The organism is Bradyrhizobium sp. CCGB20, assembly GCF_024199855.1.
Classification (GTDB): Bacteria; Pseudomonadota; Alphaproteobacteria; order Rhizobiales; family Xanthobacteraceae; genus Bradyrhizobium.
Genome location: NZ_JANADN010000001.1, coordinates 5,577,867 through 5,592,779 on the forward strand (window position 1 = coordinate 5,577,867; position 14,913 = coordinate 5,592,779).

Below are 14,913 nucleotides of genomic sequence, written 5' to 3' on the forward strand. Positions count from 1 at the left end.
CGTCGCGAAAAACAAAAAATTCTTCCCGCCTGCCCCAATGGCGGAGTTCCCGGGCGTGCCTATGTCTTTCCGAACGACACCCAACATGGAAGCGGGCGCGATGGCACAACGGCAACTCAAGCTTGGCGCGTTCATGCGCCCGATCAGCATCCACACGGGCGCCTGGCGCTATCCCGGGGCCTGGCCCGACGCCAATTTCAATTTCGGGCACATCAAGACGCTGATCCGGAAGCTCGAGGCCGGCAAATTCGACGCCTTCTTCATGGCCGATCACCTCGCCGTCCTGAACATGCCGATCAACGCGCTCAAGCGCAGCCACACCGTGACCTCGTTCGAGCCGTTCACGCTGTTGTCGGCGCTCTCCGCGGTCACCGAGCGGATCGGCCTGATCGCGACGGGCTCGACCACGTTCGACGAGCCCTATCACGTCGCCCGCCGCTTCGCCTCGCTCGACCATCTCAGCGGGGGACGCGCGGGCTGGAACATCGTCACCACCTCGAACCCGGATGCGGCGCTGAATTTCGGCCTCGACGACCACATGGAGCATGCCGAGCGCTACAAGCGCGCCCGCGAGTTCTACGATGTGGTCACCGGCCTCTGGGACTCCTTTGCCGACGACGCCTTCGTGCGCGATGTCGAGAGCGGCCTGTTCGTCGATCCCGCGAAGATGCACACGCTCGACCACAACGGCAAATATCTGAAAGTGCGCGGGCCCCTCAACATCGCCCGCCCCGTGCAGGGCTGGCCGGTGATCGTGCAGGCCGGCGCCTCCGAGGACGGCAGGCAGCTCGCGGCCGAGACCGCGGAAGCCGTGTTCACCGGCGGCGGCAGCCTCGCGGACGGACAGAAACTCTACGCCGACATCAAGGGCCGCATGGAGACGATCGGCCGCGATCCCGAGCACCTCAAGATCCTCCCCGGGGCCTTCGTCGTGGTCGGCGACAGCGTCGATGAAGCCAGGGAGAAGCGCGCCCTGCTCGACAGCCGCGTGCACTATGACAGCGCCATCGCCTCGCTCTCGGTCATCCTCGGCACCGATGCCTCCGGCTTCGATCCGGACGGGCAACTGCCGGAGATACCGGAGACCAACGCCAGCAAGAGCGGCCGGCAGCGCATGGTCGACCTCGCCAGGCGCGACAAGCTCACCGTGCGCCAGCTCGCCCAGCGCGTCGGCGGCTATGGCGGGCTGTCCTTCGTCGGCACCGCAAAAACCATCGCCGACCAGATGGAGGAATGGCTGGTCGGGCGCGGCTCCGACGGCTTCAACATCATGTTCCCGTTCCTGCCCGCCGGCCTCGACGATTTCGTCGACAAGGTCGTCCCGGAGCTCCAGAAGCGCGGGATTTTCCGCAAAGAGTATGAAGGGGCCACTTTGAGGGAGAATCTGGGCCTGCCGCGGCCGAAAAACCGGTTCTTCGAGGCCTGATGGGCCCGATTTGAGTGGTTTCCGGGACCGGAGCCCCATTCGGGGCTCTAGCCTGTTGTTTTTGACGCGTTTTCTTCACGCGAACCGGTGCCCAGTTCGCTCGAAAACGCTCCGAAACCTTGACATCAGGCGGTTTCTGGCTAGGTTGCCGGCCAACGCGGGCCGTTTGGCCGGCTCCAGATTCCCTTCATTCCTGAGGTTCTGAACATGGCCAAAGCGGTCACCATCAAGGTCAAGCTCGTGTCCTCGGCTGACACCGGCTTCTACTACGTCGCCAAGAAGAATTCGCGCACCATGACCGACAAGCTGGTCAAGAAGAAGTACGATCCGGTCGCGCGCAAGCACGTCGAATTCAAGGAAGCCAAGATCAAGTAAGATCGGCGCAGCGTTGAAGAGTTTTGCGGGGCCCTTTCGGGCCCCGTTCTTATTTGTGCCGCCTCTCGTGTCCCGGACGCACTGCGGCGCCCTTGCGCTGCTGGGCTGCGCCCCGGGGCACGAAAGCTGAGCCGGGCGTTTGCGGCGCATTGCACGGCCCGGCGAGCACTCTTCATCCGGTTCGTCGATAGTGGTACCATCATCGGCATCCAAGTGCCGCCCGTAGACAACCACTATGGGGCAATGGCCATGCTATTCCGCTCTCGTTCGCTCACATCCGGGGTCGACGCGTTCGCCGCCGGGAGCGCCAACCTGCTCATTCTGGTCGGCCGCATTCTGCTGGCCTGGGTCTTCGTCGGAAGCGCGTACGGAGCCATCACCAACTTCAGTGGCTCGGTGAGCTATTTCAGGTCGCTGAACGTTCCAGCGCCTGAACTGTTCACGGCGACGACCGTGGCACTGGAAGTAATCATGTCGGCTGGTCTGATACTCGGCTTTGGTACGCGCTACTGCGCAGTCTTGATTTTCCTGTTTGTGTTGATGGCGACTGCGATCGCGCATCGCTACTGGGAATACCCCGTCGGTTCGCAGCAGATTGGGCAATACAATCATTTCTTGAAGAACATCTCGATCATGGGAGGCGCGCTGCTGATCCTGGTCACCGGCGGTGGCCGGTTCTCGCTCGATCGGAAGCTGGCGGGATAGCAGCTTTGTTTTGGCCTCCCGCCCCCTGATATCCGAGCGATGACACCTCTAACTCACGGTGCAAGCATCGTCGGCCCTCTCGCAGATCTGCGAGAGAGTTCAACCGTCCGTCTCGACGCCATCAACGCGCGCGCAGGTCTGCGAGCCTGGCAGCTGCCAAGCCGCGTATCCCGGGGCGTGACTACGTCACTTCGCCTTGAGCCTGAAAGCTCCCTCGAGCAGCCGGCTGACGAATTTTGGGAGCGACTTCAAGCGTTCAGATATGAATCCGAAGAATAGCATCAGCCACGTCGCGAGCGCGGCACACCACAACAGGCTTTCCAATGCCTCGGGCATCATGCCCTCCTGAAATACTACATTGAAATCCGAGTAGTGTTGCCGAACAGAGCCAGCACGACAAGTCCTCCTAAAAGTGGCGGGATGCTGAAACACTCGGAAGAGCCGCTGGCAGTTCTCGCGTGGGGTGTGCTGCAGATCACAAAGGCTCAGCCGCGTTGATGTCCGCTAGAGGATAGGAAACAAACATCGCAACGGCTTTGGGCAAGCGCTCAGCGTTCACTTCGCCGCCATGTCGGTGGCGAGTCATTAGGCAGACATTCCCTCAACCCTCGGTTGCCCAATCCCAAATGTATGTTACCGTGCACTTATCCGGACGGCATTTCCGTCCTGGATTTGGGAGGACTTGCCATGAGATTGTCGTCAAGCCTTGTCGTGCCCTCAGCCGTCGCCCTCTTGTCAACTGCCTTGCTGTCTGGCCCGGCAGTGTCGCAAATCAATGCGGGCTCCGCCGCCACGCTCCCCCCCGTCACGGTCGATGCACCGAAGCAGGTGGCGAGGCCGCAGGTGTCGGAGCGGGGAGCAAACACAACGGCGCCGCGTCGGACTGCGTCAACCGTTCGAACGTCAACCGAGCCCAAGCCTTCGTATGCGCCGGATTCCAACATGGGGAGGCTTGCTAGCCTGGAGGCGCGCGCCAGCAGCTGTAACGGTGGCTGCGCATCAAGCTTCCGACAAGGCAACGAGCCCTGGGTTGGATGTAGCGAGTCGGGCGGCGGCCTGAACTATGGACCGATGTCGCCAACGTGCCGAGACACCATCACCCATACGTCCTTCGTGAATTGCGTCGAGACGAGGGTGTTCCTGGGCGACAATCGAAACAGAGCCCACTGGCTTTGCAGCAGCCTGCAGGCCGGCAACAGGTTCAAGGTCGCAGACCTCAAGCGATCAGGACGTCGCTAGTCGTACCGCCCGCTGGCTCTCAGTCTCAGTTGAACTTGGTCCCCGATGTCGGCCCATGCTTGCGAAGCCGAGATCAAGTAAGATCGTGGGATAGACTGAACTTTTGACGGGGCCTCACGGCCCCGTTTCTATTTTGCCTCGTGCCCAAGGGGTGGCCAGCACGCTCCACGCCGCGATGTCGATGGCGCGTTGATCGACAGGCGTCTCTTCAACCCTCGATTGCTCACCTCCAAATGTATGTTACCGTGTACTGACCGGCACGGCATTTCCGTCCCGGATTAGGAAGGACATGGTCATGAGATTGTCATCAAGCCTTGTCGTGCCTTCAACCATCGCTGCCTTGTCGACTGTCTTGCTGTGCGCCCCGGCAGCATCGCAAATCCCAACCGGCTCCGCCGCCACGCTTCCCCCCATCACGGTCGACGCGCCGAAACAGGCGGCAAAGCCGCACGTGTCGGAGCGGGGAGCAAGCACAACGGCGCCGCGTCGGACTGCGTCAACAGCTGGAACGTCATCCGCGCGCACGCCTACGTACGCGCCGGGCTCACCAATGGCGAGGATTGCCAGCCTGGAGGCACGCGCCAGTAGCTGCAACGGCGGCTGTGCATCAAGCTTCCGACACGGCAACGAGCCCTGGATTGGATGTAGCGAGTCGGGCGGCCAGTTGGACTATGGACCTTTCTCGCCAACGTGCCGAGACACCATCACCCATTCGTCCTACGAAAATTGCGTCGAGACGAAGGTGTTCCTGGCCGAGAATCGAAACAAGGCCCACTGGATTTGCAGCAGCCTGCAGGCAGGCAACAGGTTCAAGGTCGCCGATCTCAAGCGGTCAGGACGTCGCTAGTCGTACGGCCCGCTGGCTCCCTATCTGAATTTGTCCCTGATGTCGGCCCATGCTTGCCGCAGGCAGCCAAAATATCATTCGTCGGTTGGTGCAAGCACGTCCAATCCCGCGAAGCCGAGATCAAGAAAGATCGCGAGATAGACTGAACTTTTTGACGGGGCCTCACGGCCCCGTTTCTATTTTGTCTCGTGGCCCGGGGCGCGCTGCTGCGCAGAGCCGATCTTGAAGTCGGATGGCTCGATGTCAGCGGTGGGCCAGGACCGGTCATGCCGGCTCTGATCGACTTGGAGCGCTACTCCGGCAACCCGGCTTTCCGAAACCCCTCGATCAAGAGCTTCGCCTTTGATTGCCCACCGCGAGCGATGTAGGTGGATATTGTAAAAGAAGGATCGTGCTCGAGTACCCCCGCCGCGGCCTCGCGCGCCTCCATGTCACGTCCGCAATGGGCAAAAGCGGATGCCAGACACCGGTACGATGCCGAATGAGAGGGATTCTGACGAACGGCCTTCCTTGCTGCCACGATGGCCTCGTCAAAGCGGCCGAGTTCAATGAATGCCATTGCCATGCCGATGAAAGAGCGATGCAGGAGCGGATCGACCGGGCTCATGCGCATGGCACGCTCAAAGCTCCTGATCGCTTCTTCCGGCTGCCCCGCTATCCTGTACACCCAGCCTCTGCCATGCCACGCCCAGAATGAATTCGGGTTGAGTGCGACTGCGCGATCCGCCATCTCGATCTCGCTTTCACAATCGCCAACCATGAAGGCCGAGACGGTAGCAGCGTTCGCCAACGCATCGGGATCGCTGTCGTCGATGCTCAGTGCCAGACGAAAAAGTCGGATCGCTTCCCTGCGATCGAAATAGGGATCGGCAGAAAACCCCATGGTCACGTTGAGCGCGTGGCACAGGCTCGCCAAAGCCGCGACGGAGCCGGACCGGGGGTCCAGCTCCAGGGCGCTATGAGCGAGCCTTATCGCTTCAGCGAACCCTTCGCGCGTCGAGGTGTAATATTGCGGCAAAGCCCGGAGGTAGAAATCATAGGCTGTAAGGTTTTCCGGCCGCCGCCGCGTCGCCATCGCAATTTCCGTTTGGAGCAACTTCGGCTCAATGGCCGAAACGACAGCGACTGCGACCTCGTCCTGGAGAGCAAAAACGTCCGTCAGGTCGCGCTCGAACCTGTCGGCCCAGATGTGCGCGCCCGTAACCGCATCTATCAATTGCCCTGCGATGCGAACTTTGCCCGACGACTTGCGCACAGACCCCTCAAGCACATAGCGCACGCCAAGCTGGCGTCCGACCTCCTTGATATCGACCGCCCTGCCCTTGAATGTGAAGCTCGAATTCCGGGCGATGACGAACAGCCATTTGAACCGCGAAAGCGCTGTCGTGATCTCCTCGACCATTCCGTCGGCAAAATACTGCTGCTCTGGATCGCCGCTCATGTTCTCGAACGGCAACACCGCGATCGAGGGCTTGTCGGGAAGCGCCGGTGCGGGCTTCGGCGAAACCACGCACCCGATTGATTCCGACGTGACGGCGGATTGGTGCACCGCGCCGACGAAACGAAAGCCCTTTCGCGGCAGCGTCTTGATCAGGCGTTGTTCGTCGCCGCAATCACCGATCGCGCTTCGGGCAGCGTTGAGACGAGTGGTCAGCGCCACGTCGGACACGATGCGTCCATTCCAGATGGCATTCACGAGGTCGTCTTTGCTGACGACCCGCTCCCTGTTCCGGATCAGGTAATCGAGCAGATCGAAAACCTGCGGTGCAGTGGGGACGACGTTAGAGCCGCGATGCAGCTCGCGCCGGTCGGTGTCGAGAGCGTAGTCCTCGAAGAAATAGCGCATGCTACCCTCCTTGGTTACCTCATTGATCGCCTGACGCGCTCGAGCACCCTTGAATTTCAAAGAATAAGCCGCGGGTAAGGAAAAAGTAAGCCGGATATCAAGCGTCCCCCTCGATGGACTGGCACTATTTCAGTGGGAGGCAGGCAGCGAGGGAGATGTCAAATGGCTACAACCTACAACGCGTCCACCTCACGACAGACGTTCGCGCCGCTTCGGCTCGGCCTGAGCTTTTTTGGCGACCGCTTCGCTGCCCTGCTCGAATGGTACGGACGCCGAGAGATACGAGGCAGGTTGCTTGCCCTGAGTGACAGGGAGCTTCACGATATCGGTATCTCGCGCGGCGAGATCGACTACGTCGCTTCGAACCCGGACATCGATCCGCGTGGTGGCAGCCTCGCAAAATGACCTCCCCTACGACTGGCAACCATGGACGGTTGCAATTGGAGATAACCTACCGCCAAGGTCCGCGTCGTGCATCCTCCGCTCGAAGGTCTTTCGGCAGGTAACCATGTTGTTCTGCGACGCACGGTGTGGGGCTCGGATGCAGATGAACGAGCCTGCGAATGGCGGCGGTGGACCATTCGTCGCGTTCCGCAAACAAACGACTCTTTCTGCATTTGAACGACGAGATCGCGCCAGGTCGCACGTATGGGGTCAAGCGAGCTTGTCCAGCGCGCAATGTCGATCCACATCCCGACGCACCGGCAGCACGACGCACCGGCCGTTATGATGGAGATCGACCATGACTGGACTTAAAGTTCTTGCTGCCGTGGCTTTGTTGTCGGGCCTGACCGCAAGCACTGCCTACGCGCAATCTGGCTTTGCAAGCAGCCATCCGGATACGTACGAGGCCGAGAACCCCAATCGCAACCTGAACGGCACGCTGACGCCGGCCGGCCGGCTGGGCCTCGAGTTGCCGGATGGCGCAGCTCCCGCACAAGGCGTGGACAACGCCCTGGCTCGCGCGGATGGCGCTGTCTCACGTGCTTGCTCGGAGCGCTATCGATCCTACGATCCAGCCACGAGCACCTACATCGGTCGGGACGGCAGGCGTCGTCTTTGCAGGTAACGCAACGCCGCAAATCAACGGATCAAGTGGACATCGGATCGAGACGCCGTCGAGATGGCGTCTCGAATTGTCCAGGGTACGTTGCGCGTCACGCTAACTGGTGACTCTCCCGATCGTCGTTGTTCTGCTGGAGCGTTGCTGCCCAGAACCGGGACCCCAAAAGCAACACGCACGAGCGGAGACATGAGTGGCTCCATGTCAGCCTTGGGGCCAGGCACGGGCTCATGCACCACCGCGATTATCTATTCGATCACTTCGTCGGCGCGGGCAAGCAGCGACATGGGAATGTCGAGACCGAGCGTCTTGGCGGACTTGAGATTGATATTCAAGGTCACTTCCGTCGTCTGCTGGACGGGAAGCTCTGCCGGACGCGCCCCTTTCAGAATGCGATCAACATAGCCTGCGGCGCGTTGCCATAGTTTGAAAAGGTCAGCCGAGTACGACATCAGTCCTCCTCTCTGAGCCGAGTCGCGGAACGGATAGATCGCCGGCATTCGCCGCTCTGCGGTGAGCACGATCAGCCGGGGAACGAGGGGTATCAGCGATGGATCGTCGGTGACGACCAGGCCGTCGAGGCCGCTCTCTCCCAGTGCGGCGAAGCTGCTATCGATGTCCGCGAGCCGCACCGAGAGGGCTGTCAACTCGAGACCGAGCCCGGGTGCCGCTTTTTGCATGAGTTCGAGTTGGTTGGCAGTCGTCGGATTGTCAGGATTCCACAACACGGCGACACGATGAACTTTCGGAGCCGCCTCCTTCAGCAGTTCCAGCCACTTGACGCCGTAATCGCCGGAGAGCTGCGACAGCCCGGTGATATTGCCACCTGGCCGGGCAAGGCTTGCCACAAGACCGGCTCTGACGGGATCCCCGCTCATGAAGACGATAGGCACCGTGGATGTTGCACGTTGCGCAGCTTGTGAAGTGGGTGTGCCTGGGGTCACCAGAACATCTACGTTGAGCGTGAGGAGTTCAGCGATCAGCGCAGGAACGCGCTCCGGTTTTCCCTCGGCGTAGCGTTCTTCGAGCAGCAGGGTGCGTCCCACGACATATCCCAGGTCCGCAAGTCCCTGTCGGAAGCCGGTCTGGTAGTACACGTCCGTCCCGCGAACGCCGCTCCAGACGTAGCCGACCCGGGGCACCGCCGGTTGCTGAGCGTGGGCTGCGAGGCTCAGGGCCATCGCCGCAGCGCCGAGAAGCGTGACCAGAACGCGGCGTTTCATTCAACCACCTCGCGGCGCGCCACCGCTACAATATGCGCGCGCAGCTCGGAATTTTGAAGGGGTCGAGACGGTGGACTTAGTCAGCCGGAGATGATTCCAAAACCGGACCTTGACGACGTGTCCCGCCTACGCCGTCCGCAACACCGGCGCCGGCGGCTGCGACGGCCGGATCAGCGCGAACGCCACCTGCACGATACCCCCGGCAAGTCCGAGCGCGACGCCGATGCGCCAGGCCATGGTGTAGGAGCCGAGCGCGTCGTAGAGCACCCCTCCTCCATACGCACCGAGGAAGCTGCCGATCTGGTGGCTCATGAAGGCGAGGCCCTGGATCATCGCCTGCCAGCGCAGGCCGAACATCTCGGCGACGGCGCCTGCGACCAGCGGGCCGACGCCCATCCAGAGGAAACCCATGATGGCGCCGAACAACAACGTCGAGAACGGCGTCGCCGGCAGCATGAAGTACCAGGCGAGCGCGAGCGAGCGCAGGATGTAGATGCCGCCCAGCAGCGCCAGCTTGTTCCAGCGCTGGCCGGCCCAGCCGAAGAACAGCGAGCCGAGCACGTTGAAGCCGCCGATCATGCCGAGCGTCTGCGCGCTCAGCATCGGATCGAGGCCGCAGATTGCCAGATACGACGGCAGATGCGTGGTGAGGAACACGAGCTGCATGCCGCAGACGAGATAGGCGCAGGTCATCACCACGAAGGGCGCATTGCCGAACGCCGCCTTCGCCACTGACGCCGCCGTGGCATCACCGATGTCGTCGGCAGCAGGCTTGGGCAGCGGCACCTTGTCGATGCGGCCCGCATACCAGGCGGCGGGAATCATCAGCACCGACATGACGACGAAGCCGGCGAGCCCGACGCGCCAGCCAAAGCCCTCATTGAGCATCTGCCCGATCGGCGCCGACAGCAGTGCGCCGAGCGAGCCGGCACCGGAGACGATGCCGAGCACGGTGGAGCGCACCGTTTCCGGGACCGCGCGCGCGGCCACCGACATCGCGATCGCCGCCGCGGTGCAGGCCAGCGACGTGCCGATCAGCACGCCGCCGCCGATCATGATGCTGACGAGCCCGTTCGCACTCGCCATCAGGATTAGGCCCACGATGTACATCAGCGATCCCACGATCATGATCGGCCGAAACCCGTAGCGCACGGTCATCGCGCCGGCGAGCGGCTGGAGAAAGCCCCAGGCGAGGTTCTGCACGGCCAGCGCCAGCGTGAAGTCCGAGATCGAAATGTGGATGTCATGCGTCAGCGGCTGCATGAAGATGCCGAGGCTCTGCCGCAGCCCCATGCTCAGCGTCAGCATGATCGAGGCGCCGATCAGGATGGGCAATGTCGGACGCAGGACCTGCAACAGGGGCATGTTTCTTCTCCCTCGGCGGCGCGGCACGCGTGCCGTCGTCTGCTTTTGCGGTTGATTTTGGTTACACAGACCTGTTTACTTAGGCTATGGAAGGCGCCTGCTGTCAAGCGAAGAGGACGCATCCCGCCGCATGGCTCCCCCGCCCAACCAACAGACGATGAAGGAGCGGATCCTCGAGACCGCCGACAAGCTGTTCTACCTGCAAGGCATTCGCGCCATCGGCGTCGACACCATCGCGGCCGAGGTCGGCATCTCCAAGCGCACGCTCTACAACCACTTCCCCTCCAAGGACGCGCTGATCGCGGCCTATCTGGAGCGCCGCTTCGTGCACGCGCGCCCCTCCGACAAGCCGCCGGCCGAGCAGATTCTCGGCACCTTCGATGCGCTGGAGCGCCGCTTTGCGGCCAAGGATTTTCGCGGCTGCCCGTTCGTGAATGCGGTCGCCGAGCTGGGGCCTGCGGACCGCGCCGTGAAGAAGATCGCAATCGCCTTCAAGGAAAGCCGCCGCCTCTGGTTTCGCGACCGGCTGAACGAGCTCGGCGTTGCCGATGCGGAGGCGCTGGCAACGCAGCTCGTGTTGCTGGTCGACGGCTCCATCGCGCAGGACCTCGTCCGCGACGATCCCGCGATGGCGCGTGCGGCAAAGGAAGCGGCGAAGGTGCTGCTGCGGAATGCGGGGGTGGCTATTCCGGCTGACGCAGTGAAGGCTGCAACGACGCAAGACAAACGCACACCACACTGACCGCCGTGACCGCATCAGACGGTGTCATCACCCGCCTTGTGCGCGATTGCGCACTGGAGCGGGTGATCCAGTATTCCAGAGGCGATTGTAATTGAACCGATGGGCCGCGGCGTACTGGATTCCCCGCCTTCGCGGGGAATGACAGCGGAGCTTGCGGACAAATTCGGAATTATAGAATAATACTCTTGTTTTGCCCGACGAGTCAAACAGCCTTGCGGCCAGCGCAAGCCGTTTTGCCAACCGCATAAGTCCTTGATCCGACTAACGTCGGCTACTGTGCATGGGGTTGTTTTCGCAGTTCTTCTTTTGGTCGGCGAAACTTTCTCCGCTGTCGTCCCTGCGAACGCAGGGACCCATAACCACAGGGAGGAGTTTGGCGAAGACTCGAAATTATCTTCCGGTACAAAGACCGCTCGTCCTCGATGGATCACGCGGTATGGGTCCCTGCGTTCGCAGGGACGACAGCGGAGTGCGAGGCGCGCCCCCTCGCCTCACGCCGCCTGCGACACCACGCGATTGCGGCCGTCGTGCTTGGCGCGATAGAGCGCCGTGTCGGCGCGCTTGAGGACGTCGGCGACGGACTCGCCCTTCTGCTCCAGCGTGGTGAGGCCGATCGAGATCGTGACCTCGATGCGCTTGGCCCCCTTGTGCACGGAGAACGGCTCGCCCGCGATCGAGCGGCGAAGGCGCTCGGCGACCATGCCGGCGACATGCAGATCGGTCTCCGGCATCACGATGACGAACTCCTCGCCGCCGTAGCGGCAGGCAAGGTCGATGCCGCGGATCGATTTGCGCACGCGCACGGCAAATTCGCGCAGCACGTCGTCGCCGGCATCGTGGCCGTAATTGTCGTTGATCGACTTGAAGTAGTCGATGTCCAAAATCATCAGCGCCAGCGGCTTGCCGCGGGTCGAGGCCTGCTCGGCGAGGGTCGCCAGATGGCTCTCCATGTAGCGGCGATTGTGCAGCCCGGTGAGCGCGTCGGTGATCGCCATCTCGATCGAGTTCTGCACGTTGTCGCGCAGATGGTCGGTGTAGCGGCGGCGGCGGATCTGGGTGCGGGCGCGCGCCAGCAGCTCGGTCTTGTCGATCGGGCGCAGCAGATAGTCGTTGACGCCGATCTCGAGGCCGCGGAGCAGCCGCGTCGAGTTCTCGGGGTCCGCGATCGCCAGGATCGGCACGTGGCGGGTGCGCTCCAGCGAGCGCGCCTGGCTGCAGAGCCGCAGGCCGTCGAAATTGTTGAGGTCGAGCGAGACGATCAGGAGATCGTAATTGCCCTCAGCGGCGTGGAACAGCGCCTCCGTCGGGTTCGGCTCGACGTCCACGGTGTGCTCGGCGGCGAGGATCGTCGCGAGCCGCTCATAGGAAGACTGGCGGTCGTCGACCAGCAGGATGCGGCCGCCCTTGCCGGTGTCGGCCACGGCGCTGCGCTCGGGCGCCTGCATGCCGATCTCGAGCGAGGTAATGGCGCGCATGCGCAGCTCATCGGTCATCATCTTCAGCCGCGTCAGCGAGCGCACGCGCGCGATCAGCACGACGTCGGAGACGGGCTTTGTCAGGAAATCGTCGGCGCCGGCTTCCAGCCCGCGGTTGCGGTCGGACGGGCTGTCGAGCGCGGTGACCATCACGACGGGAATGTGGTGCGTGGCCGGATCGGTCTTGAGGCGGCGGCAAACTTCGAAGCCGTCCATGTCGGGCATCATGACGTCGAGCAGGATGATGTCACATTCGGCGCGGGCGCAGATCGCCAGCGCCTCGGTGCCGTTCGAGGCGGTCATCACGTCGAAATATTCGGCTGACAGGCGGGCTTCGAGGAGTTTGACGTTGGCAGGAACGTCATCGACAACCAGGATACGCGCGGACACTGTGAACTCACTTCCTATCCGATAAAACGCCGGACCGTCTCAATGAATTTGCCGACCGAGATCGGCTTGGACAAATAGGCTTCGCAGCCGCCCTCGCGGATGCGCTCTTCGTCGCCCTTCATCGCGAACGCCGTGACCGCGACGACGGGAATGGCACGCAGCTCCGGATCGTCCTTGATCCAGCGCGTGACCTCGAGGCCCGAGACCTGCGGCAATTGGATATCCATCAGCACGAGGTCGGGCCGCATCTTGCGAACGAGGTCGAGCGCCTCATATCCGTTGCTGGTGCCGGAGGTCTGGTAGCCGTGCGCCTCCAACAGGTCGCGGAAGAGCTTCATGTTGAGCTCGTTGTCTTCCACGATCAGGACGGTCTTAGCCATCCCGCCCTCCTGTTTGGTCCTGAAGACCGATGCATGTGACGCCTCAGGCGCCGCTCGCCGGCGCTTCGAAAACTGGATTCAAACTAGCCTCAGATTCGCTTGAGTTTCGTTAAACCCGAGGGTCGACTTTCTGCGATGTGGTTTCCAGTTGCTTGTCGGCGGTCTTGAGACTCGGGCATGATGACTTCAAAGTAGACACCGAAAGTTAACGGAAAGGCAAATCGGACCCTTGAAAAAGCCTGTTCACAACCCTCGCGAAGTCGCTGAAATCGTTGCGATTCAGGCGCTGTCTTTCGTTGCCGGCGACCCTGAGCGGCTGGGCCTGTTCCTGGCTGAGACAGGGGTCGGTCCGGAGACCCTGCGCAACGCCGCCTCCGACCCGAATTTCCTCCTCAGCGTGCTCGACTTCGTGATGCGCGATGACGCCACCGTGAAGGCCTTTGCCAGCACGGTGGAACTGCATCCGACCAACGTTGCCGCGGCGCGGCAGGTCCTGGGCGACGCGCTCGGCGACCCCTCCTGGGAGCGCGACGTGCCGTGAGCACCCTGGAGGCGGCCGGGCCCCGCTGCTTCTGCCGGGATTGTTCGGCCGACCTGGATATGGGCATGCGGCGCTGCTCCGCCTGCGGCTCCCCTCGCCTCATCCGCCACCGCGCGCTGGCGAGCCTGACCATCGCCCATATCGACTGCGACGCCTTCTATGCGACGGTCGAGAAGCGCGACAATCCCGATATCGCCGACAAGCCCGTCATCATCGGCGGGGGCAAGCGCGGCGTAGTGTCGGCCGCCTGCTACATCGCGCGCACCTATGGCGTGCGCTCGGCCATGCCGATGTTCAAGGCGCTGGAGGCGTGCCCCCATGCAACCGTGATCCCGCCGGACATGGCGAAGTACGTCCGCGTCGGCCGCGAGGTGCGGCAGGCCATGCAGGCGCTGACGCCGCTGGTCGAGCCGCTCTCGATCGACGAGGCCTTTCTCGATCTCTCCGGCACCGAGCGGGTTCACGGCATGATCCCGGCCAAAGTGCTCGCGCGGTTCGCGCGCAACATCGAGCGCGACATCGGCATCTCAGTCTCGGTCGGCCTGTCCTGTAACAAGTTCCTGGCCAAGATCGCCTCCGACCTCGACAAGCCGCGTGGCTTCGCCGCGCTCGACCAGGAGGAAGCGTGCTCGATGCTGGCTTCGAGGCCGGTCGGCTTCATCTTCGGCGTCGGCCCGGCCACCCAGGAGCGCTTGGTGCAACGCGGCTTCCGCATCATCGCCGACCTGCAAAAGGCTGACGAGATCGAGATGATGCGGCAGTTTCCGAGCGACGGCCGCAGGCTGTGGCGGCTCGCCCGCGGCATCGACGACCGCCGCGTCGAGCCCGACCGCGGCGCCAAGACGATTTCCAGCGAAACCACGTTCGAGACCGATATCCGCGATTTCGCGGCGCTGGAGAAGATCCTGTGGCGGCTCTGCGAGAAGACGTCGTCGCGGCTGAAGAGCAGCGAGCTGGCCGGCTCGACGGTCACGCTGAAGCTGAAGACCGCCGATTTCCGGCAGCGTACCCGCTCGCAGTCGATCGCAGCCCCAACGCAGCTCGCCGCAAAGATCTTCTCGATCTGCCGCGAGATGCTCGCCAGGGAGATCGACGGCACCGCCTTCCGCCTGATGGGCGCCGGCGTCAGCGCGCTGCGTGACGGCTCGCCCGCCGACGACACCGACATGCTCGACCGCCGTGCCGCCCACGCCGAGCGCGCGGTGGACAGTCTGCGCAAGAAGTTCGGCAAGTCTGCCGTCATTCGCGGCATCGCATATGAGGGACCGGAAACGGGACAGCAGGAGTGATCGAATC

At 62.8% G+C, this 14,913-nt stretch carries 14 protein-coding genes; 8 read left to right on the forward strand and 6 right to left on the reverse strand.

Going from position 1 to position 14,913, the window contains the following annotated elements; all coding sequences use genetic code 11:
• The first annotated feature begins 100 nt into the window (after positions 1-100).
• From NLM15_RS26005 to NLM15_RS26015, 3 genes are all read left to right on the forward strand, one after another.
• A complete protein-coding gene (locus NLM15_RS26005) occupies positions 101-1,426 on the forward strand; it encodes an LLM class flavin-dependent oxidoreductase (protein WP_254120279.1) in 1,326 nt (441 codons plus the stop codon).
• A gap of 207 nt (positions 1,427-1,633) precedes the next feature.
• On the forward strand, positions 1,634-1,801 hold the full coding sequence (rpmG, locus tag NLM15_RS26010; RefSeq protein WP_057756569.1) for a 50S ribosomal protein L33: 168 nt from the start codon (positions 1,634-1,636) through the stop codon (positions 1,799-1,801).
• 243 nt (positions 1,802-2,044) lie between these two features.
• Complete coding sequence (locus NLM15_RS26015; RefSeq protein WP_254120280.1) at positions 2,045-2,506, forward strand: DoxX family protein; 462 nt, start codon at positions 2,045-2,047, stop codon at positions 2,504-2,506.
• A 186-nt stretch (positions 2,507-2,692) separates the two neighbouring features.
• Here NLM15_RS26015 and NLM15_RS26020 read toward each other — a convergent pair whose 3' ends face one another.
• Together NLM15_RS26020 and NLM15_RS26025 are read right to left on the reverse strand one after the other, a co-directional pair.
• Positions 2,693-2,842, reverse strand: coding sequence for a hypothetical protein (locus tag NLM15_RS26020; protein WP_254120281.1), 150 nt, complete (start codon positions 2,840-2,842; stop codon positions 2,693-2,695).
• Between the two features lie 2,042 nt (positions 2,843-4,884).
• On the reverse strand, positions 4,885-6,438 hold the full coding sequence (locus NLM15_RS26025; protein ID WP_254120282.1) for a winged helix-turn-helix domain-containing tetratricopeptide repeat protein: 1,554 nt from the start codon (positions 6,436-6,438) through the stop codon (positions 4,885-4,887).
• Between the two features lie 162 nt (positions 6,439-6,600).
• On the opposite strand from NLM15_RS26025, the gene NLM15_RS26030 reads away from it, so the two are divergent.
• Positions 6,601-6,843 (forward strand): DUF1127 domain-containing protein, encoded by a 243-nt coding sequence (locus NLM15_RS26030; RefSeq protein ID WP_254120283.1) that lies wholly within the window; start codon positions 6,601-6,603, stop codon positions 6,841-6,843.
• 337 nt (positions 6,844-7,180) lie between these two features.
• A complete protein-coding gene (locus NLM15_RS26035) occupies positions 7,181-7,507 on the forward strand; it encodes a BA14K family protein (RefSeq protein ID WP_254120284.1) in 327 nt (108 codons plus the stop codon).
• A 242-nt stretch (positions 7,508-7,749) separates the two neighbouring features.
• On the opposite strand, the gene NLM15_RS26040 is transcribed toward NLM15_RS26035, so the two are convergent.
• Together NLM15_RS26040 and NLM15_RS26045 are read right to left on the reverse strand one after the other, a co-directional pair.
• On the reverse strand, positions 7,750-8,724 hold the full coding sequence (locus tag NLM15_RS26040; RefSeq protein ID WP_254120285.1) for an ABC transporter substrate-binding protein: 975 nt from the start codon (positions 8,722-8,724) through the stop codon (positions 7,750-7,752).
• A gap of 126 nt (positions 8,725-8,850) precedes the next feature.
• Entirely contained in the window at positions 8,851-10,089 is a 1,239-nt protein-coding gene (locus tag NLM15_RS26045; protein ID WP_254120286.1) for an MFS transporter, read from the reverse strand.
• Positions 10,090-10,219: 130 nt separating this feature from the next.
• Here NLM15_RS26045 and NLM15_RS26050 point away from each other — a divergent pair, with 130 nt between their 5' ends.
• Positions 10,220-10,831 carry a TetR/AcrR family transcriptional regulator gene (locus tag NLM15_RS26050; protein ID WP_254120287.1) on the forward strand — a complete coding sequence of 204 codons (612 nt, stop codon included), beginning with the start codon at positions 10,220-10,222 and terminating at the stop codon, positions 10,829-10,831.
• A gap of 491 nt (positions 10,832-11,322) precedes the next feature.
• Here the strand turns inward: NLM15_RS26050 and NLM15_RS26055 are convergent, their stop codons facing one another.
• Together NLM15_RS26055 and NLM15_RS26060 are read right to left on the reverse strand one after the other, a co-directional pair.
• Positions 11,323-12,696: a PleD family two-component system response regulator gene (locus NLM15_RS26055; protein ID WP_254120288.1), complete on the reverse strand. Its 1,374-nt coding sequence runs from the start codon at positions 12,694-12,696 to the stop codon at positions 11,323-11,325.
• Positions 12,697-12,710: 14 nt separating this feature from the next.
• Positions 12,711-13,076: a response regulator gene (locus NLM15_RS26060; RefSeq protein ID WP_008566616.1), complete on the reverse strand. Its 366-nt coding sequence runs from the start codon at positions 13,074-13,076 to the stop codon at positions 12,711-12,713.
• A gap of 229 nt (positions 13,077-13,305) precedes the next feature.
• On the opposite strand from NLM15_RS26060, the gene NLM15_RS26065 reads away from it, so the two are divergent.
• Both NLM15_RS26065 and NLM15_RS26070 read left to right on the forward strand, forming a co-directional pair.
• Complete coding sequence (locus tag NLM15_RS26065) at positions 13,306-13,617, forward strand: DUF3572 domain-containing protein (protein WP_254120289.1); 312 nt, start codon at positions 13,306-13,308, stop codon at positions 13,615-13,617.
• The gene (locus tag NLM15_RS26070; RefSeq protein ID WP_254120290.1) at positions 13,614-14,906 is read left to right on the forward strand and encodes a DNA polymerase IV; all 1,293 of its coding nucleotides are present in this window, start codon (positions 13,614-13,616) and stop codon (positions 14,904-14,906) included. Before NLM15_RS26065 ends, NLM15_RS26070 begins: the two co-directional genes overlap by 4 nt.
• Positions 14,907-14,913 lie beyond the last annotated feature (7 nt).